Below are 20879 nucleotides of genomic sequence, written 5' to 3'. Positions count from 1 at the left end.
AGAGGCATAATATACACAAAGATACCGCTTCCTCTCATCTGCCAGCTGACGCTGCAAGAATTAGCACCGTTTTTATCCTAAAGGATAAGCCGGTTGCCGGGTTTCATCGGGCCAGTCCCTCCACCTGCTCTTGATAAGAGAAAATACAATTGTTTGAAAGTTAGAATTACTTGTGATTATGACAGGTAACAAAAAATCTGTCAATCTCTTAAAAAAGGAATCTCTCAAAATAATTTAAGCTTTGCGATCCTGTCCACAGCTTCTTTTAACCTGTTCTCATCCGTTAAGAGCCCTGCACGCACATAGCCATCGCCTTCTTTTCCAAAGCCGATTCCTGGTGCAACAACGACATGCGCATGCTCGAGAAGATAATCTGCAAAACTTTCAGATGTAAATCCTGAAGGTACAGGCAGCCAACAAAAGAAAGATCCTTTAGGGGCAGTCACATCCCAGCCAATCTTCTTCAATCCTGAAATAAACACATCGCGCCGATTCTCGTACATATCGACCAGGTGCTCAACGCAATCCTGCGGCCCTAGGAGTGCTTTTGCTGCAGCGTTCTGTACAGCCGGAAAAAGGCTGACATAGAAGTGATCCTGAAGGAGATTAATGCTTTCAATCACACTTTCGTTCCCGATGGCAAAACCAACTCTCCAGCCAGCCATGTTATAAGTCTTGCTCATCGTATAAATTTCAATCCCCTGTTCTTTTGCCCCAGGAACCTGAAGAAAACTCACCGGTCTATCACCGTCAAATGCAATCGCTCCATAGGCAAAGTCATGGACAACAAGGATATCATGCTGTTGTGCAAATGCCAATGTTTCTTCAAAGAAAGGAATGGTTGCCACCCCGGCCGTTGGGTTATTAGGATAGTTCAAGAACATAAGCTTTGCCCGTTCTGCATCCTCTTTAGACACTTCAGAGTAATCCGGCAGGAAATCATTTTCTGCTCTTAGAGGCATCATGCACATCTCAGCTTCCGCCATGGCAAGTCCAGACCAGTAATCGGGGTAACCAGGGTCTGGAACAAGGGCCAAGTCACCTTTATTTAAAATGCATTGGGAGATTTCCACCAAGCCTGCCTTTCCCCCGAATAAGACAGCTACTTCTTTTAAAGGATCAAGGCCAACGCCAAACTCTCTTTTGTAATATTGAGCAACCGCTTCTTTTAAAAAATCATAACCTCTAAAGGGAGAATACTTATGATATTGCGTATTAAGGGCAGCCTCTTGCAAAGCAGCCACGATATGCGGAGGCGTTGGCTGGTCGGGGTTCCCCTGGCCAAGGTTGATGATATCATGCCCCTGAGCAGCTACAGCGGTTACCTTCCCAACCAGCTTTGCAAAAAATTGTTCAGGCAGACGAGTTAAAGCCTCTGCTTGCTGGAATTGTTTCACAGTTACACATCCTGTCTTTCGTAATTTTCTTGAAATTCTAATGAATTATGTTATACGCTTATTAAAAATCTGTCAAAACTTTTTAATGGAGGATCTTATGAAACTTACTGTTGCAGCGATACAAATGGATATTGAGCTTGGCAAACCCAAGGAAAATATAAAGAGGGCATCGAAAAGAATCGAGCAAGCGGCAGAGAACAAACCGGATGTCATTGTTCTACCTGAACTGTGGACTACGGGCTACGATCTCGAAAGGCTGGATGTGATCGGAGATGCAAACGGCGAGGAGATCAAACGGATAATGAGCTCCCTTGCCCGTCAATACAAAGTAAATATTGTTGCAGGTTCCGTTGCTAAGAAAACGGATAAAGGAATCTTTAACACCTTGTACGCCTTTAATCGAAAAGGAGAAATGACCGGCGAATACAGTAAACTCCATCTGATCCGTCTCATGCAGGAAGAAAAGTTTATTTCTCCGGGGTCAAGTAAAGGAAATTTCATGCTCGAAAACGTTCCTGCTGCCGGCGTCATCTGCTATGATATCCGATTTCCCGAATGGATCCGTGCCCATATTCTAGATGGCGCCTCCATCTTGTTTGTTCCCGCCGAATGGCCATCCCAGAGGCTGACTCACTGGCGCAACCTGCTCATAACGAGAGCCATTGAGAATCAATGCTATGTTGTGGGCTGCAACCGTGTGGGCAGTGATAAGAACAACACGTTCGCCGGTCACACGATGGTCATTGACCCTTGGGGGGAAATTGTGGCAGAGGCAGGAGGAGAGGAAGAGACCATTCTTTATGCTGAGATCAGCACTGATCTTGTTGAAGAAGTAAGAACAAGAATTCCTGTGTTTGAAGACAGGCGTCCGGAATTTTATTAAAATTAGAAGCTATGTAAAAGCATATTATTTGATTTTCTTTCATATCGTGCATCACATACTGATGCATGAAAGGGATCCTCACAAAAAAATTTGACAGCCAATGGATAAGATTGTATGATTGCCATTGTAAATTATTATTGCACTCTGTCTTTTCTAACAACTTTATATTTATTGTCTCTTATCAAGAGCAGGTGGAGGGAATTTGGCCCGATGAAACCCAGCAACCGACCGTAATACCATTGTGAAATGGGGCGTCTACTACTAGAAGCCTGGAGATCCAGTATGGCACGGTGCTAATTCCAGCAAAACGATTATTGTTTTGCAAGATAAGAGGCGTGGAATTATATATCCAGGCCTCTTTTCTTCCAGAAAAGAGGCCTTTTTTTAATACAAAAAATTCCGGAGGTAAAATAGATGGCCACAACGCTCAAACAAGCATACCAGCCGCTGAATGAACAAACCGTGGTGGAGCTTGCAAAAAAACTAGAATTGTTTACAGATTATCAACACATCAAAGTCCATGAGATCGGTGACGGGAACCTTAATCTGGTTTTCCGCCTCATTGATTCAGTTACCGGTAAATCCATTATCGTAAAACAGGCTCTTCCTTATGCAAAGGTTGTTGGTGAAAGCTGGCCGCTTACCCTTGACAGGGCGCGCATCGAGAGCCATTCTCTTAAGAAATCAGCAGAATTTGCTCCTGAGCATGTTCCAGAGGTTTATTATACAGACCATCATCTGGCGCTCACTGTCATGGAAGACTTATCGTCTCACGTCATTCTGCGAAAAGGCCTGATCGAAGGGATTCAATATCCTCATCTTGCTCACCACATCGGCACGTTTATTGCCAAAAGCTTGTTTTATACGAGTGATCTTTATCTGCATCCTTACGAGAAAAAAGAGCTTGTCCAAACGTTTATAAACCCTGAACTTTGCAAGATTACGGAAGACCTTGTGTTTACCGATCCGTTTTATGACATCGACACCAACGATTTTCCTTCGGAGCTGCTGGATGCCGTTTCCGAGCTATGGACTGATACCGAGTTGAAAAAAAGAGCAGCGGCACTTAAATATAAATTTTTGACAAGGGCTGAAGCACTTCTCCATGGGGATCTGCATACCGGAAGTATATTCGTTACGGAAACAACTACAAAAATCATCGATCCCGAATTTGCTTATTACGGGCCTCAAGGATTTGATATCGCCCACTTTTTTGCCAATATTGCATTGAATTATGCCGCCCAGTCCTTCCATATCTCTGATCCGCTAAAAAGGTCCGACTATCAGGGCTATTTGCTTGGTGTGATTAAAGATACGTGGGAAACCTTCTCTGACCAATACCGGGAGCTTTGGAAAAAAGAAGGTGTGGAAGCCGCTACAAAACTCCCGGGATTTGAGGAAGAGATTCTCAGCGGCCTTTTTACAGATATGATCGGTTTTGCCGGTTGTGAAGTAATCCGCCGCACGATTGGACTCGCCCATGTCGAGGATCTTGAATCCATTGGAGACTTCAATGGCCAGATCGAGTTAAAAAAACGTGTGCTGAAGCTTGGAAGCGATTTGGTAAAGAAAGCTGAAAGCATAAAAAATATCGATGAATTTATTACCTACATCAGGAGTGTTTAACCATTATGAGTACAACAGAAACATGGATTTCTTCATTACGATATAAAGGGGATCATCTTCTGCTGCTTGATCAGCAGCAGCTTCCCCATCATACTGTCTACATTAATGTTACGACCATTGAACAAGTGTGGGAATGCATAAAAAAATTGCAAGTGAGAGGGGCACCTGCCATCGGAATCGCCGCAGCTTTTGGGATTGTATTGTGGGCGAAGGCTAACCAATCCCTTCCTTATGACGAGTTCAAGTCCGAGCTGCTTCAGCAAAAAAATTACCTTGCCGGATCCAGGCCCACTGCGGTTAATTTGTTCTGGGCACTCGACCGGGTGACAAGCGTTGCCATACAAGCAGGAGACACTGAGGAGGCTGTTCAGCTTATCGAGCAAGAAGCTCTCCTCATTCAACAGGAAGATGAGGAAATATGCCGTAAAATCGGAGAGTACGCCCTCACTCTGCTAAAGAACGGAGACCGCCTGATGACCCATTGCAACGCAGGCGGAATCGCTACTGCCCGTTATGGTACGGCGCTTGCTCCCATGTACTTGGCAAAGGAAAAAGGCTGGAACTTATCCGTGTTTGCCAACGAGACAAGGCCGGTATTTCAAGGAGCAAGACTGACGGCCTGGGAGCTCCAGCAAGCGGGAATTGACGTTACACTCATTACCGATAATATGGCGGCCCATACATTAAAAACCAAGAATATTGCTGCGGTTATCGTCGGATGTGACAGGATTGCTGCAAATGGAGATACCGCAAATAAGATCGGTACATTCGGTCTTGCCTTGCAGGCAAAGGCATTGGGCATCCCCTTTTATGTGGCCTCGCCTCTTTCAACGATTGATTTGAACACACCTGCTGGAGAAGATATACCGATCGAGGAACGGCCTGCAGAAGAGGTGACTCACTTTCAAGGAACGCCCATCGCACCTGAAGGCATAAAGGTATTCAATCCCGCTTTTGATGTAACACCGCACGAGTATATTACCGCGATCATCACAGAGGAGGGAATCGCCTCAGGCAACTATAAGGAGCAGCTAAAAGAATTTTTTAATACGAAGAAATAAAGCTCGCGACCCTCTTGGTCACGAGCTTTTTGTATGATACGTATGAAATAAATTTTCAACTTCAGCAGCACAGACCGGTTTTCCGATAAAAAATCCCTGTACATGGTCACAGCCGTAATCCTTAAGCACGAGAAGCTGCTGTTTCGTTTCTACGCCTTCAGCCAAAGCCGTTACGGACAGCCCTTTGCACATCGTGATGATCGCCCGGACAATGGCAGCATCTGTTGAATTGTGATCAGATTTTGAAAGGTTGCGGATGAAGGATTGATCAATCTTAAGAATATCAATCGGAAAATCCTTTAAATAGCTCAATGAACTATATCCTGTTCCAAAATCATCGATGGATATTTTGATGCCAAGCTCCTTTAATTCCCTCATGATGTTAATCCCATACTGTACATTCTCCACCATCATGCTTTCTGTCAGCTCCAAGTGCAAGAACCTTGGATCAATCTTTGAGCGCTGGAGTGCTTCTTTCACTTCGTATACAAAATCCAGCTTTTGAAATTGGCGGCCTGAAACATTTACAGAGATGGAGAGTTCACTGTTGATCGTTTCATGCCATTTTTTCAGCTGCCGGCATGCTTCATTCAGTACCCATCTCCCTATGTGCCCGATCAGTCCGGTCTCTTCAGCAAGAGGGATGAAAAGCCCAGGCGAGACAATACCAAGACGCGGGTGATTCCAGCGGACAAGCGCTTCCAGGGCAATGACTTTTCCATCATCCAGGCTGATCTGCGGCTGAAAATACAATGACAGTTCGTCTTTGGAAATGGCATGCCGAAGAAAGCTCTCCATCGTGAGCCTCTCCACTTTAAATTCGTTCATCTCGCCTTTAAAGAACTCCCATTCTCCTCTTCCCTTTTCTTTTGCCCGGTGAAGAGCGAACCCCGCATTCTTGATTAAAACATCTGATGTTAATCCGTCATCCGGATAGATGCTTATACCCATTGAGGCTGTCAAAACAAATTCCTGGCCATGATAGCTCAGCGGCACTGCCAGTGCTTCAGAAAGTTTCCTGCTGATCCTTCCTGCTTCCTCTGCACCGGAAAGGCCATTGATAACGAGCATGAATTCATCTCCCGCATAGCGCGAAAGCATGCTTTGACGCCCAATTCGTTTTTTCATCTGTTTTGCCGCGTACTTAAGAAACTGGTCCCCTGCTTGATGACCAAGGCTCTCATTCACCATCTTAAACTGGTCAAGATCAATAAAAATAACAGCGGTCTTCTCCCCCGCCTCCACGGTTTTCCTAAGGCACTTATCCAGATGCTGCTCAAAAAGATTTCGGTTTGGCAGTCCGGTCAGCAGATCATGAAAAGCAAGATGAGCGATTTTTTCTTCTGCTTCCTTTTGTTTTGTAACATTCTTACCGATTCCATAGACTCCGACTACCTCTCCGTTAACAATGATCGGCAGGTTGGTGATGCAGAATTCAAGGGTGTACCCTTTTTTATGGAAAAGCTTGGCTGTAAAACTCTGTGGCCGTTCATGTATCGTTTGATTGAAGCAGTTGATCACGCTTAACTGATCCGCCTCTAAAACATAAGTGATCGCCGATGTTTTCAATACTTCCTGCTGTCTGTATCCAAGCAGTCTTGTCAGCGAGGCGTTCACACTCGTAATCACTCCGGCAAGATCCATGGAATAGATCAAATCAGGATTATGATCAAACAGAGATTTATAGCGCTGTTCCGATTCTTGAAGACTAGCATTCAGCTTCATCATTTCATTGGTCGATGCTTTCACTAGATGGGACAGTGCCATTATTTCTTCGTTATCGTTCTTCATCATGAGCACCTCGATTTATTCAAATGCCAAATTACAGTTCTCTGTATTCTTTATCGGCCTTATTTGCTCATTTGTTTACACGAATCGACGTCATAAGCTCATCGGCAATACAGAATATCCATAATAGAACACAAGGGCCAATGCAAGTATGAAAGTGATCCAGCGGGTCTTCTTCGGTTCATTGCGTTTTATACTATTCAGCATGACCTCCATAAGACCGATAACAGCCAGACCAAGCACTGCCTTAACGATAAGCGGCCCCAGGTTCACTGCACCTGCTTTAATCCATAAATAAATTAGTGAAACACCTGTAAAAAAGGTCACAATGTAGAGCAAACGCAGAATTATATGAAGAATTTTAGATATTTTTTTATTTTTTCTCGTGTATAGGCTATAAGTCACGAAGAACAAAACTAGCGCAATACTCCACGAAAAGACATGCAAATGCAACATATTTATTTCCTCCTATGTATAATCCTCCACTTTACTATACCACGAACGTTTTCAGCCCGGGAAATACAAGAATTTATAGTAGGAAGAAAGCCTTTTCATTGCTATAATGTTAAGGGATTCACCATTAACTACAGATTGGAGTGAGAGATATGATTAAAACAGAAAACATCATCTCCAAAACAGAACAATTCGGGGCGAACAACTATCACCCACTTCCAATAGTCATTTCCAAGGGCGAAGGTGTTTGGGTTTATGACCCGGAAGGAAACAAATATATGGATATGCTAAGCGCATACTCTGCAGTAAACCAGGGGCATAGACATCCTAAAATTATTCAGGCGTTAAAAGATCAGGCGGACCGTATCACATTGACATCCCGTGCGTTCCATAATGATCAGCTTGGAAACTTTTACGAGAAAGTAACAGAACTCACAGGAAAGAACATGGTTCTTCCGATGAACACAGGGGCTGAGGCGGTTGAAACTGCGATTAAAACGGTCCGCCGCTGGGCCTATGACGTAAAAGGTGTTCCTGCCAATCAGGCTGAAGTTATCGCCTGTGAAGGAAACTTCCATGGCCGCACGATGACAGCTGTATCCATGTCTTCTGATGAAGAATACAAACGCGGATTCGGACCGATGCTTCCCGGCATAAAGCTGATTCCGTATGGTGATTTGGAAGCACTTAAGCAAGCGATCACACCGAATACGGCAGCCTTCATCATGGAGCCGATCCAAGGTGAAGCAGGAATCGTCATTCCGCCGGAAGGTTTCTTGAAACAAGCACGCGAGCTATGTAAAGAAAACAACGTCCTCTTTGTAGCAGATGAGATTCAATCTGGACTAGGCCGTTCAGGCAAGCTGTTTGCGTGTGACTGGGAAGATGTTGTTCCTGATATGTACATTCTTGGCAAAGCATTAGGCGGCGGTGTTATGCCGATTTCCTGTGTAGCCGCGGATAAAGATATTCTTGGCGTATTTAACCCCGGAAGCCACGGCTCAACCTTTGGCGGCAACCCGCTTGCCTCTGCTGTTTCTGTAGCATCTCTTGAGGTTATTGAAGAGGAAAATCTCGTTGAGCGTTCCTTCCAGCTGGGAGAACTTTTTTTAAGAGAGTTGAAATCCATCGATAACCCGATCATTACAGAGGTTCGCGGACGCGGCCTGTTCATCGGGGTTGAACTTAGCGAAGCAGCCCGCCCATATTGCGAAAAGCTGAAAGAGGAAGGCCTTCTTTGCAAGGAAACACACGAGGACGTGATCCGTTTCGCTCCTCCGCTTATTATTTCTCAAGAGGATTTGAACTGGGCAATCGAGCGTATTAAAAAAGTATTATCAGTTTAATAGAGGGAAAAAGCTTAAACAGGCTGGAAGTTTGCAGCCTGTTTTTTATGTTGGTGATCCTGATTGATACCGGGGAAATAATAAGGTGTGAAAAAGACAGAACATGGAGTTAGGTTCAATTATTCGAAGATAGGTTCAATTATCGCTAGTTTGGTTCAATTCCGTGGACTTTTGGTTCATTCCCATTAAAAAAGACCTCAAAAAAAAGCTTCAGTACCGCTTAATCCGCAATACTGAAGCTGAATCTATCATCATTTTATAATGCTTTCACCATACCTCCGTCGATCAGGAATGATTGGCCGGTAATGTACGTGTTGGCATCTGACCCTAAATAGACGATGGTTTTCGCAAACTCCTCTGGTGTACCATATCGGCCGAGCGGAATGCTCTTTTCCATCTGAGCCTTCACCTGTTCCGGGCTCACTGAATGAGCATCTGCAACTTTACTGTCAAGCTCTGCCACCCGGTCGGTCCCGATGCGTCCAGGCCCGATCGTGTTGATTAAGATACCGTCCTTGCCCAGCTCCTGAGATAAGCTTTTGGATAAGCCATTAATGGCCGTCCTGAATGTATTCGACAGGATCAGTCCATCGATCGGCTGTTTAAATGAGGATGAAGCGATGTTAACGATTCTGCCGCCTCCATTCTCCCTCATGTATGGAAGCACTTCACGGACCGTTCGGACCAAACTCATAAGAGTGAGGTTGAACGCAAACTCCCACTCTCCATCACCGAACGAATCAAAAGTTCCGGCTGGCGGTCCACCCGCGTTGTTTATGAGGACATCAATTCTCCCGAATGCGGTTGCGGCCGCTTTTACGAGCTGTGTAATTTCCTCCTTTTGAGTAATATCACAGACAGCATATTCTACCCGGCTTCCAGTCTTACTTCGGATCTCATCAGCAGTTGCCTTCAAAGCTTGTTCATCACGGCTGGTGATCATGACATTCGCTCCCTCTTCAGCAAACTTCATGGCGGTTGCCTTTCCAAGCCCTTTGCTTGAAGCGAGAATGAGCACTGCTTTACCTTTCAAACCTAAATCCATCGTCTAGTTCCCCCTAGCTTTCTGTTATTTATCGATTAAATGACGATACTTACATACTTCGTTTCCAGATACGCTTCCATACCTTCGGTGCCGCCTTCTCTGCCTATTCCGCTTTCCTTGAATCCTCCAAACGGCGCCTGAGCAGCAGAAGGAACTCCATCGTTCCAGCCGATGATACCGTAGTCAAGGCCCTCAATCAACCGCGTGCCGCGTGACAGGCTTTCTGTGTAAACATAGGCAGCAAGCCCAAAGGGACTTTTGTTAGCGAGCTCGATTCCTTCTTCATCTGTACTGATCTTCTGCACAGGAAGGACAGGGCCGAAGGTTTCTTCGTTCATGATGAGCATATCATGGTTAACATCTTTTAGGATGGTAGGTTCATAGAAACAGGCATTGCCTTCGTCTTTTCCTTTTCCCCCAAGTACGCAACCCGCTCCCTTTTCCACCGCGTTATCCACATGCTGCTTGATTTTTTCATAGCCGTCCCGGTTGATGATCGGCCCGATGTCAGTCCCTTCATCCATCCCGTTTCCGACTTTCAGTTTACGAGTCTCTTCAACAAGCAATTTTGTAAACTCTTCATATTTATTCTCGTGAACATAGACGCGGTTAATGCAAATGCAGGTCTGGCCGGCGTTCCTAAATTTTGAAGCAATGATGCCTCTCACTGCTTTATCAAGATCCGCATCGTCCAAAACGATCGATGGTGCATGCCCGCCGAGCTCCATGGAAACATTTTTGACAGTCTTTGCACTTTGCTCAATCAGCATTTTTCCGACTTCCGTCGATCCTGTAAACGTCACCTTTTTTACCTTTTCACTGTCCATGATCTCTTCTGCGATGACTGAGGACGGGCCAGTAAGCAAATTCACAACGCCTTTTGGAAACCCGGCTTCTTCGCAAAGCTCCACCAGTTTAATAGCCGTAAGCGGCGTTTCTTTCGGTGGTTTTACAATAAATGTGCAGCCTGCAGCCAAAGCTGGGCCGAGCTTACGGGTAATCATGGCCGCCGGGAAGTTCCAAGGTGTAATGGCCGCGACCACACCGACCGGCTGTTTGATCACCTGCATACGTTTATTCTCGTGAGACGCAGGTATGGACCGGCCGTACACCCGCTTGCCTTCCTCGGAATACCATCGAATGAAGGAAGCTGCATATTGAACCTCGCCGAGCGACTCCTTCAATGGTTTACCCATTTCTTTCGTCATGATTTCTGCTATCTCATCCTTCTGTTCCATCATCAGATCATAAAGTCTGTCCAAATAGGAAGAACGATCGTAGGCAGTCAACCGGGACCACGGCCCAAAGGCTTCATGGGCGGCTTCAATCGCAGCACGAGTTTCCTCCTTGCCGGCCGAAGCCACTGTTCCAACCAGCTCTCCGTTTGCAGGATTCAGCACCTCAATTTTTTTCAGTTCAGTGCCGCTCCATTCTCCATTAATATACAGTACTTTTTCCATCGTTCTTGCCTCCTCAATCAATGAATTTCATTCTACCCTGCTTTTCTTAAGCATCTTAAAACGTATCAGAATACTTTATTGCTGAGAGTTCCGATGCCTTCTACCGTGATTTCAATTTGATCTCCACTGTTCAAAAGGCGAGGCGGTTTAAAACCCTTTCCGACTCCAGCCGGTGTTCCGGTGGCGATGATGTCACCAGGTTCAAGCGTGGTTCCGGCAGAAAGCGTCTTAATGATTTCGGGGATAGTGAAGATAAAATCTTTTGTATGGCCATCCTGTCTCACTTCTCCGTTTACTTTCGTGACAAGCTTCAGTTCATGCGGATCACCAAGGTATTCCTTCGGTACAATGCATGGGCCCATTGGGCACGATCCATCCAGGCTTTTACCGATCAGAAATTGCTTGTGCCGTTTTTGCAAATCCCGGGCGGTTACATCATTGATGATCGTATAGCCGAACACATACTCCATCGCTCCTTCTGCAGGAATGCCGATTCCTTTCTTACCGATAATAACAGCCAGCTCTCCTTCATAATCCAGCTCGTCTGTCACTCCTTCATGCCTCGGAATCTCTGCTTCATGGCCGATAACAGAAGTTGGAGCCTTTGAGAACATCATGACATGCTCGGGAATATCCGCTTCACTGCCCATTTCAATGGCGTGGTCCTTATAATTTTTCCCTACACAAAAGATATTTTTAGCCGGCCGCGGTATCGGAGCGAGCCACTCCAGATCAGGATCATCAAGACCGTATGTAAAGAGCAGGTTTTCTTGAAATGCCTCTGATAATTGCTGGATTTGATCCAAAAAAGCATCGGCGGACTGTATACCTTCGAGCATCGTTTCAGGGAAGGACGCCTCTTGTTCTTTCGCAGCTTTACTGAGGTTAAAGACAACGTTTTGGTCTTCAATCAATCTGCCTAAAAACAATTCTCTCTGGTAGCGGGCTGTGACTAATTTCATCGTGTTCACCTTCCATTTCATTCTCTAGAGTTTGCTGAATGCTTCATCAAAAAGGACGGCCATCTTCAGGTCTGTCTGAGACAACCCGCTCAAGCTCCAGGTTGTAAGCTTAATCGTAACAAGCTTGTAATTGACCGTAATGTAAGGATGATGCTGAAAACTTTCTGAAAGCTGACCCACTTCACTGACAAATTCAATCCCGTTCAAGAAATTCTCGAACCGGTATTTTTTAACCAGCCATTTCCCGTTCGTCAGCTTCCAATCCGGATGCCTATCGATAAATCGTTCAATTACTTCCTCTGCAAGCACTTCATTCATCCGTTTTCCGCCTTTCCGCCTCTTATTAAAACTATAACTGAGCCATTGATGAAACGTCAAAATATTCGGTTAACATGCCTGTTTTATTTACCCCTTTTTTTATGATAAAATGACATGTTGAATAAAAATAACAGATATGAGGGATTGCTGTGAACATTGTAGTGAGCACACTCAATGCAAAATATATTCATACCTGCCTTGCACTAAGGTATTTAAAAGCCTATAGCGAACCGGATTTTCACGTGGAAATGGCTGAATATACAATAAAAGATCCCGCGATTAACATCGTGAGTGACCTCTATATGAAAAAGCCGGACGTACTCGGCTTCAGCTGCTACATCTGGAATATTGAAGAAACGATTAAAGTCATTGAAATGATCAAAAAGATCAGCCCGGAGACAGCGATTGTTCTTGGTGGCCCTGAGGTGTCCTATGACGTGGCCCATTGGCTGGAACGGATTCCTGATGCTGATTTTATAATCGTGAATGAAGGCGAGATCTCATTTAAGCATTTCCTTTCCGAGCACTACGGTGATAAGCGCTATGAAAAAGTAGCGGGCTTGGCTTGGAGAAAAGAAGGAAAGCCAACGATTAACCCGCCGCGAGAAAAATTAGACCTAAAAACGGTTGCTAGCCCCTACCGTTTTGAAGAAGACCTGGATCAGCTCTCAAAGCGTGTGACCTATTTTGAGACAAGCAGGGGCTGTCCATATTCCTGTGCGTTCTGTCTCTCTTCCATTGAAGTGGGTGTCCGGTATTTTGATATCGAAAAAGTTAAGGAAGACCTGATCTTCCTTATGGATCACGGAGCAAAAACAATTAAGTTCGTCGACCGCACCTTTAACATCAAACGAGACTATGCGCTGGAAATGTTTCAGTTCCTGATAGAAAACAGACGACCAGGCGTAGTGTTCCAGTTTGAGATCACGGCAGACATCATGCGGCCGGAGGTCATTGCGTATTTGAATGAACACGCTCCGTCAGGGCTTTTCCGATTTGAAATCGGAGTCCAATCTACCAATGATCACGTTAATGAACTCGTGCAAAGAAGACAGAACTTCGAAAAGCTGACAAGGACGGTCATGACTGTGAAAGAAGGCGGAAAGATCGCACAGCACCTTGACCTTATCGCCGGGCTTCCAGAGGAAGACTATACATCCTTCCGTAAAACGTTTAACGATGTTTTCGCGTTTGGAGTCGAAGAAGTGCAGCTCGGGTTCTTGAAGATGCTTCGCGGAACTGGCTTGCGTCTGACAGCGGATCGCCATGATTATGTCTATATGAACCATTCGCCGTATGAGATTCTGGGTAACAACGTGCTTTCTTTCGACGAAATCATCAAGATCAAACGTGTAGAAGATGTTTTGGAGAAATACTGGAATGACCACCGAATGGACGAGACGCTACACTTTCTCATCCATCATGTGTTTGAATCACCGTTTGATTTTTTCCAAGAGTACGGAGATTATTGGGAAGGCAAGGGCTGGTCGCGGATCGGGCACCAGCTGGAGGATTTATTTTCCAGGCTAAAAGAGTTCTTGCGGCATCGCGGAACCGCTCATGAAGAAGTGGTCGAGAGCTTGATGAAATACGATTATTTCTCTCGCAAAAAACACCGCCCGCACCGATCCTGGTGGAAAGAAACACTCTCCAAAGCAGAAACAGACCAGTATAACCGGTGGATTAAAAATCATCCTGAAGAAGTTTCAGACACGTTTAAAGAATACGGCTTGAGCGAGAAGGACCTTGTAAAGCATACCGTTCTTGACCTCGTATCATTTGATCTGCAGCATTACCTGCAGACACGTGAGATCATAGAAAAGCCCGTTCTCTCTTTGATCTATTACCATCCGAAGACCCATGAAACAGAACATTACACCATTCCGCTCGAGCGAATTATACTTGAAGAACAGCCTTCTGTTTAGATAAAAAAGGATGCCCTTACTGAGGGGCATCCTTTTTACTGTCTTTAACCGTTTTGTTTTTATGTTTATTCGCTTTAGGAACATTGACTTCCGTATTCTCAGTTAAATATGGGGTTGGATCTGAGACAACCATTTCTTCTGTAGTGATGCCTCCTTTAACCTCTATCCACTTCCCATAGGTCAAGCCCGTGCGGATAGCACGCTTCTTTAAGTACCCTTCTTGTACGGTGTAAACAAACGGTTTTTCTTTGCTTTTCAAAAGTGATGAAATGGGGATAACCACTGCTTTTTCTTTTAAAACCGGTGTCATCTTCAATTTCAGATGCTGTCCGGTCTTAAAGTTGTTCTGCTGGTCCACTTTAACGATAACGGGAAATTTCGTACCTTCTTTGCCTTTCACTGCTTCTTGAAATTGTGACACTGTTCCATGCCACTGTTTGTCTTCCATAACAGGTGAAAGGATGACCGCCTTTTCACCGGCCTCCACCAACAAGGAAACTGTCTCTGACATATTTCCTTTGATCTGGACATCATCCTTGGATACAATCTCTACGATCGGTGTATTACCTGCAGATGCGCCTTGATTCACGTTCTTCACTACACCCTGGGTATTGCTCTTGATCGATAGGTTCTCTTTTTCTTCTCTCAGCTTGGTAAGCTGCTCATCTATGGATGAGTTCCTTGCCGCGGCCATGTCGCTTTCCATTTTTGCTTTGGACTGCTCTTTTTCAAGCTGATTTTTTTTGCCCTCTTCTTTTTTATCCGTACCAAGGGCAGCAGACTGTGTTTGAAGCTTTGTTTGCAAATCCTTATAATATGTTTCTTTGACTGTATTTTCTTCTTTTTCCTGTTCCAGGCTGAGGATTTCTTTCTCAAGCTTCGGGTTTTCATACGTATAAAGGACAGTTCCAGGAGTAACTTCATCTCCTGCCTTGACTTCAATCTCTTTCACATAGCCTAGCTTATCCTGGATATAAAATTTTTCATTTTCTGCCGGTTCAACGATCCCTTGTGTTATGACGGTCCGCTTAATATCCATCACCTTTGCCGGCTCAAGGTGAACATTCTGGACTCGGGCAAATGCGCTCTTGTCTTTGGAGAAAATCCAGCCATTCACCGCCAATAAAAAAGCGGAGAACAGTCCAATACCTAAATAAATGATTTTTTTATTCACGGTGAGGGCCCCCATTACAAAGTAAGCTGGCCATATTGCAATGCATAGGTCAATGAGGACAACAGAATGAACCCTATGTATAAAAGCGATACAGCAGCGATGATATAGGCTTTCGATTTATAGCTCGCCTGTTTTAAGCCGGCGTATGTCAGGTAGAACGCCCAAATGGTAAACACAGAGATAAATCCACTTAGGGAGATGATAAACGCGTTATTGGTCGCATAGTTGGCGATGGCACCTAAACTTAACGGGCTGAGCACTGCATTTGTGTTCAGCATTCCCTGAAACGGAAGCTTCAGGAATGTTGACATCAAAAAAACACAATAAACGATGGATTGGAGAACAAATAGTTTCTTAAAACCAACCTCCCTGAAAAAGGGAAGAAAAACGATCGACATGCAAGAGATGATAATAGCAGGCGTTATGAAGCCGATCAAACCTCCCGCGGTCATCAATAAATATTTGCTTGCCTGCAGTTTGTTATCTGTCAGTTTAACATCTTTTACCATCGGTATATCCAGCAGATGATCTGCTGAAAGAAAATAACTGAACGCAGTCAAAAATGCACTGACGATACAAATCATTAAAAACCGCAGAAAAAATCCTTCCGCTTTGTTAAACCGGCGGAAATAACCAAATTGCTCCCTGGGCTGAACCAGACTTTTTAATATATGCACTTCACCCGGCAACTTATGGTCCCCCTCCATTACTTTCTTTTTTCTCCATCATATCACAATTTTTTTATCTCGTTTGTCTTGTTTTGGAAATGTCGTATGATTCTTTTTACACGGCCAAAAATACAAAGTCGATCATGGGATCATCAACGAAAAAACGCGTTCCAAAATCGGAACGCATTTCTTTTACGAATTTTCAATAGCGGTGCGGCTTCCTTTACCCTCTGCGCTGGCAGGAGCCACGATCAGTTTCTTCGTTAATCTTGCTTTCAGTTCAGGCACATGAGAAATGATGCCCACAGATAAAGCGTTTGTATGAAGCTTTTCCAAAGCCGTGACCACCGTATCCAGCAGCTCCTGATCAAGCGTGCCGAATCCTTCATCCAAAAAGAAGAATTCCAGTGGAAACTTTCCTCTGAGCTGGATCTGGGTGGACAGGGAAAGTGCCAATGCAAGAGAAGTCAGGAAAGTTTCTCCGCCGGAAAGCGTTGAAACTGGCCGTTTAACACCGCCGTTCGCATCATCCCGAATGACAAATCCATTAGACGAGTCAACTTCGATGGCATATCTGCCGCGAGTCAGTGTTCCTAGACGGTTTGACGCATCGCGGCTTACTTGAACGAGCTGCTCCTCCGCAACATACTCAACAAAGCTGTTGCCTCTGAAGACGGCCTGCAGTTTAGCGAGCGTTTTGAGCTGATCCTCTACTTCTCTTTTTTCTTTTTCAAGCTCATTGTACCGGACATGCCGCGTTTCCAGTGTCTTATGATGCTGTCCAGCTTCTCCCATCCTTTGTATGGCGGCCTGGAGCTTTTCCTTGCCGAGCTGTAATGCAGCAGTGATCTCTTCCCATTGCTCCTTCGTTAACGATTGTCCATTTAACGAAGCCGTCATCTTCTGCTTTTCAGATTCCGTTCGCTTGGATTGATCATAATACTCTTCGATTTCTGACTTCCATGTTTTCTGATCAATTTCTGATGCCAGGCATTTTCTAAGTTGATCCAGCGATTCAAAGGGTGAAGACTTTCTTTTCTCTTCCCAGGCACTGAACATTTCTGCTTTTCTTTGCTCGCTTTTTTCTTTGGCATCCAAACAGGAACGCCATTCTTTATCTTTTGTATGGTAATGGTCCAAAGCCTTTTTTCTTTGTGCTTCGAGCTGCGTCAATTGTTCCGAAAGGCTGCTCAGTTTTCGCTCCGTCTGCTGAAGAAATTCCTCCGCATCGCGGCCACCGGTAATCCGTTCTGCCTTTTCACGTAAAAGCAAATGCTCCTGAAGCAGGCTGTTATGCTCTATTTCATGCTTTGTTATGCTGCGGTCGATCTCGTTATTCTGGTTACGGCAGCTTTCGATGATTTTTTCTTTTTCCTCGATGAATGGTACCGCTTTTAGAAGACCTTCTTCAATCTTCTCCCTTTGGGCATCCAGCGACCGAACCCGTTCTTTCTCTTCTTTAACCTGTTCGAAAGGAAGGCCTGGAAAGCGTTCCTGCCAATTGGATTGCTGCTGATTCATCACGGATACCAGCTCTTGAAGTCTATTCCTGCGTTCCTCTTCTTCCTTCTTTAAATTATCCAGCTGCGCATTTACCGTGTAATGAGCGGAAGTAAATTCATGGTATTCAGAACGAATCTTTCTTGTTTCTTCTTCGATCTGAAGGATGTCCTGGCGTAATCCCTTAACACTCACCTCTGCATCATGCAGCTGCTGATCCAGTTCTGGGAGGGTATGAAGTGATATTTGCTTTTCTGATGGAGAAGAGATCAGGCCGGCAGCAGCCTCCGTTTTCTCTGGCAGATATTGATGGAGGTCCTCGGACATCCGTTCCATACTGCTCTTCATCAATAAAATATCATTTTTTAGTTCCCGCGAATTTTTCTGTACGATTTTTATCAGCTGAATTTGAGCCGCGGCCTCCTCGTCCGGTTTAAAATGCAGCATCGGATGGGGGTGGTCCTCAGATCCGCAAACCATGCAGGGCTGGCCGTCAATTAACTGTTCAGAAAGCTGGGCCGCCAGAACTTTTACCTGGTCATGCTCTCTTTGGGATACGAGCCGTTCCTCCATTTCCTCCGCCGTCTGAGTGACCATTTCCTGAACATACTCAAGGTCAGACAGTTCATTATATAGCGCCAGAATACGGTCTGCTGTTTGCTGAATCTTGTTTTCAAGCTGTTTTTTCTTTGTTATCAGCCGCTCTGATTCGGTTTCACTCGTATTTAGAAGCTTTGCGGTTTTATCATGGGCTGCCTTCGCTTCCTTGAGCTGCTTGGCGGTATGTTCCATTTCAAAGGCATACTCTGCAGCACGGTTAATCCTTTCTCTGCTTGCTGAGGATAAACTTTTTTCTTTTAACTGCTTTTGCAGTTCATTTTGCCGGTTAATGGCTTTATGCAGCAGATCTTCTGCCGCTTTTTGCCGGCTCTCAACCGATCGCTGCTGCTCTTTGTATTCAGATAGAATTCGCTCTTTTTCCTGTGCACTCTTCTTTTTCAGCGCCGCTTCTTTTACCATTTCAAGGACTGTCAGCAGTTGTTCCTTTCTTGCGATCAGAAGCGGTTCTTGATTTTCTTTTACTTTTTTGGTTTCTTCATACTTTTGATCGATTTCATCCGAGCGCGTTTTTGCTTGTGACGTCTCAGCTCGCAGATCTACTTCTCTTTTTTTATAGTACGCCGATTCCTGTTCTGCCTTTTCGGCTGCGTCACCATAGGGCAACAGCAGATCTGCGATCCTTGCGTTCTCCAGAGTATGTTCAATGGTATGGATCCTGGCCGCATTAGCTTTAAGACGGGCTTCTTCCTCTTCCAAAGCTTTCAGCTGCTCCTGTGCGCTCCAGATCTTTCTGTTTGTTTCGTAGATTTGTTCCTGTGCCTCTGCCTCTTTCCTCTTTACCAATACATCCTGCTGAGCTTGCTTCCAGGCCGCCTCAGCATCCTTGAGTGCTTCCTTGGAGGCATCGCCAAGACCAGCCTGCTCTGCAGACAGATGATCCAAGACCCCTTTTGCTTCTTCCACACGTTTTTTTATTTTTTGGTTTAAACGGTCTCCATACTTTTCAAGCTGGAACAGCCGCTGTAGCATCTGTCTTCGTTCTGCTCCCTTTAACGATAAAAACTCGGCAAATTTCCCCTGTGGCAGAACAACTGCACGCGTGAAATCTTCAATGGTCAGCCCCAGAAGCTGCTGCACCTGATGTGTTACATCACGTTCTTTGTCCGCATGGACAACCCAGCCGTCGGCCGCTTTTTCCAGCAGGCGGCACGTGCTCGTACGAATCGTGTGTTCACCTGTCCGTTTATAGTTCCGTTCAATTTTATAGCGGGAAGGAGCGGAACCTCCTCCAAGTTCAAATGTAAATGAAACAGAGAGAGTGTCCTCCGCATGGTTCAGTATCCCCTGTGTTCCGCCGGCTGCTCGTTCCACTTTTCCATACAGAGCCAGAGTAATGGCATCCAGAATGCTTGATTTACCGCTGCCGGTGGGTCCAAAAATTCCAAAGACCCCTCCGCCGCAAAGCGCATCAAAATCGATGCTCTGTTTTTCGCGAAAGCTTTGCAAACCTGCGACCTGCAATAATATCGGTCTCATTCTGCAGCACTCCTTTCCTCTTCTTCATCGGAAATCAGCTCAAGAAAAAGGGACAATACCTTTTCGTCCGGTGTTCCTCCCCCTGTCTGGCGTTCGTAAAACTTGCTGAACAGCTCGTCGATCGGCAGCTTCTTTTGAACAGCCGTTTCCTGTGAAGGGCTGTTTTCAAAAAGGGGTTTGATATGAATGATGCCTTTATGGGCTTTTCGGATGTTTTGTATGTCCTCCATCGCAATGCTGTCCTTTACGGAGATAGAAAGATCCACCCAGGCATTTCTGTTTAGCCCTTCATCCAGCCATCGGTATACCTCCGCGACTCCATTTGCCTGATAAACGACCAATGGCCTTCCGCATGACAGCGGAATCTCTTTGATCTCGGGAGCTTGATCCGGTTCAACATCAATTATGGTCACGGATTTTGATTGGCCTGCTTCGGAAAAACTGTAGCTCAGCGGTGATCCGGAATAGCGTGCGGCCGTTTTGGCTCTCCTTACGTTCTGGGGCCGGTGGAGATGCCCCAGAGCAACGTATTGGGCCGCTTCAGGCAATGTTTCAGCCGCGACTGTATAAGCTCCGCCTATATGTACTGGCCGCTCTGAGTCACTCTCGTTGCTGCCTGCAACGTATAAGTGGCTCATCGCGATATTGACGCACCCAGGCAAAAAACACCCAGACATCTTTTTAAAATATTTACCTACCCAGCTGTCGTACTCATTTCTTAACTGCAGTTCCTCGCCTGTCTCAGAAAGCATTTCCTTTAATCTTGATTCAGACGGATAAGGCAGAGCGCAGACGTTCAATTTCTCCTGTGTGCGCCCAATGCCATATGAATACATTTCCGTGCCAGGCAGTCCGACAAGCGTAATGCCGAGATTCCTTGCAAGTGGAGACGAAGCGGAAAGCCGGTCTGGATGATCATGATTGCCTGCAATTGCGATGACATGCCGTCTGCCTTTGTCACTCAGCCTGGCCATCGTATCATAAAACATCTGTTCCGCCGCTGCCGGAGGGTTGACAGTGTCAAACACATCACCCGCCATGATCACTGCGTCTACTTTTTCTTGCTCTGCGATGCTGACCAGCTCATCAAGAAACTGCTGCTGCTCTTCCAGTCTGCTCCGTCCTTCCAATGTTCTTCCCAAATGCCAATCCGCGGTGTGAAGCAGCCTCATTCTG

16 protein-coding genes and 2 riboswitches are annotated in these 20879 nt (G+C 45.4%); of the genes, 5 read left to right on the top strand and 11 right to left on the bottom strand.

What is annotated here, in order from left to right:
* Positions 1-31 precede the first annotated feature (31 nt).
* Positions 32-140, bottom strand: a riboswitch (SAM riboswitch).
* 84 nt (positions 141-224) lie between these two features.
* Complete coding sequence (locus ABHN01_RS01885) at positions 225-1397, bottom strand: pyridoxal phosphate-dependent aminotransferase (RefSeq protein ID WP_429874151.1); 1173 nt, start codon at positions 1395-1397, stop codon at positions 225-227.
* A gap of 97 nt (positions 1398-1494) precedes the next feature.
* On the opposite strand from ABHN01_RS01885, the gene ABHN01_RS01880 reads away from it, so the two are divergent.
* The 3 genes from ABHN01_RS01880 to mtnA all read left to right on the top strand — a co-directional run bounded on the left by ABHN01_RS01880 (position 1495) and on the right by mtnA (position 4967).
* Positions 1495-2280, top strand: a complete 786-nt coding sequence (locus tag ABHN01_RS01880) for a carbon-nitrogen family hydrolase (protein WP_429874150.1) — start codon at positions 1495-1497, stop codon at positions 2278-2280.
* Positions 2281-2455: 175 nt separating this feature from the next.
* Positions 2456-2613, top strand: a riboswitch (SAM riboswitch).
* A gap of 81 nt (positions 2614-2694) precedes the next feature.
* Positions 2695-3906 (top strand): S-methyl-5-thioribose kinase, encoded by a 1212-nt coding sequence (gene mtnK, locus ABHN01_RS01875; protein WP_429874149.1) that lies wholly within the window; start codon positions 2695-2697, stop codon positions 3904-3906.
* A 5-nt stretch (positions 3907-3911) separates the two neighbouring features.
* A complete protein-coding gene (gene mtnA, locus ABHN01_RS01870; protein ID WP_429874148.1) occupies positions 3912-4967 on the top strand; it encodes an S-methyl-5-thioribose-1-phosphate isomerase in 1056 nt (351 codons plus the stop codon).
* Between the two features lie 18 nt (positions 4968-4985).
* Here mtnA and ABHN01_RS01865 read toward each other — a convergent pair whose 3' ends face one another.
* Together ABHN01_RS01865 and ABHN01_RS01860 are read right to left on the bottom strand one after the other, a co-directional pair.
* Entirely contained in the window at positions 4986-6758 is a 1773-nt protein-coding gene (locus ABHN01_RS01865; protein ID WP_429874147.1) for an EAL domain-containing protein, read from the bottom strand.
* A gap of 90 nt (positions 6759-6848) precedes the next feature.
* The gene (locus tag ABHN01_RS01860; RefSeq protein ID WP_429874146.1) at positions 6849-7211 is read right to left on the bottom strand and encodes a DUF1516 family protein; all 363 of its coding nucleotides are present in this window, start codon (positions 7209-7211) and stop codon (positions 6849-6851) included.
* Between the two features lie 149 nt (positions 7212-7360).
* On the opposite strand from ABHN01_RS01860, the gene ABHN01_RS01855 reads away from it, so the two are divergent.
* Positions 7361-8554: an ornithine--oxo-acid transaminase gene (locus ABHN01_RS01855; RefSeq protein WP_429874145.1), complete on the top strand. Its 1194-nt coding sequence runs from the start codon at positions 7361-7363 to the stop codon at positions 8552-8554.
* A 256-nt stretch (positions 8555-8810) separates the two neighbouring features.
* Here the strand turns inward: ABHN01_RS01855 and ABHN01_RS01850 are convergent, their stop codons facing one another.
* The 4 genes from ABHN01_RS01850 to ABHN01_RS01835 form a co-directional block, all read right to left on the bottom strand.
* Positions 8811-9599, bottom strand: coding sequence for an SDR family oxidoreductase (locus ABHN01_RS01850; protein WP_429874144.1), 789 nt, complete (start codon positions 9597-9599; stop codon positions 8811-8813).
* Between the two features lie 35 nt (positions 9600-9634).
* The gene (locus ABHN01_RS01845) at positions 9635-11059 is read right to left on the bottom strand and encodes an NAD-dependent succinate-semialdehyde dehydrogenase (protein WP_429874143.1); all 1425 of its coding nucleotides are present in this window, start codon (positions 11057-11059) and stop codon (positions 9635-9637) included.
* 65 nt (positions 11060-11124) lie between these two features.
* On the bottom strand, positions 11125-12021 hold the full coding sequence (locus ABHN01_RS01840; RefSeq protein ID WP_429874142.1) for a fumarylacetoacetate hydrolase family protein: 897 nt from the start codon (positions 12019-12021) through the stop codon (positions 11125-11127).
* A 24-nt stretch (positions 12022-12045) separates the two neighbouring features.
* The gene (locus tag ABHN01_RS01835; RefSeq protein ID WP_290399863.1) at positions 12046-12339 is read right to left on the bottom strand and encodes a 4a-hydroxytetrahydrobiopterin dehydratase; all 294 of its coding nucleotides are present in this window, start codon (positions 12337-12339) and stop codon (positions 12046-12048) included.
* A 149-nt stretch (positions 12340-12488) separates the two neighbouring features.
* Between ABHN01_RS01835 and ABHN01_RS01830 the strand changes: the two genes are divergently transcribed.
* Positions 12489-14264, top strand: a complete 1776-nt coding sequence (locus ABHN01_RS01830) for a B12-binding domain-containing radical SAM protein (protein WP_429874141.1) — start codon at positions 12489-12491, stop codon at positions 14262-14264.
* A gap of 16 nt (positions 14265-14280) precedes the next feature.
* On the opposite strand, the gene ABHN01_RS01825 is transcribed toward ABHN01_RS01830, so the two are convergent.
* From ABHN01_RS01825 to ABHN01_RS01810, 4 genes are all read right to left on the bottom strand, one after another.
* Positions 14281-15438, bottom strand: a complete 1158-nt coding sequence (locus ABHN01_RS01825; protein WP_429874140.1) for an efflux RND transporter periplasmic adaptor subunit — start codon at positions 15436-15438, stop codon at positions 14281-14283.
* A 14-nt stretch (positions 15439-15452) separates the two neighbouring features.
* On the bottom strand, positions 15453-16127 hold the full coding sequence (locus ABHN01_RS01820) for a hypothetical protein (protein ID WP_429874139.1): 675 nt from the start codon (positions 16125-16127) through the stop codon (positions 15453-15455).
* 171 nt (positions 16128-16298) lie between these two features.
* Positions 16299-19703 carry an AAA family ATPase gene (locus ABHN01_RS01815; RefSeq protein WP_429874138.1) on the bottom strand — a complete coding sequence of 1135 codons (3405 nt, stop codon included), beginning with the start codon at positions 19701-19703 and terminating at the stop codon, positions 16299-16301.
* Entirely contained in the window at positions 19700-20875 is a 1176-nt protein-coding gene (locus ABHN01_RS01810) for a metallophosphoesterase family protein (protein WP_290399868.1), read from the bottom strand. Before ABHN01_RS01810 ends, ABHN01_RS01815 begins: the two co-directional genes overlap by 4 nt.
* Positions 20876-20879 lie beyond the last annotated feature (4 nt).

The organism is Fictibacillus sp. NRS-1165 (assembly GCF_050468105.1).
GTDB classification, from domain to species: domain Bacteria; phylum Bacillota; class Bacilli; order Bacillales; family Fictibacillaceae; genus Fictibacillus_C; species Fictibacillus_C terrinigri.
The sequence above is the reverse complement of the archived record's forward strand: the minus strand, read 5'-3'. Positions and strand labels throughout refer to the sequence as shown.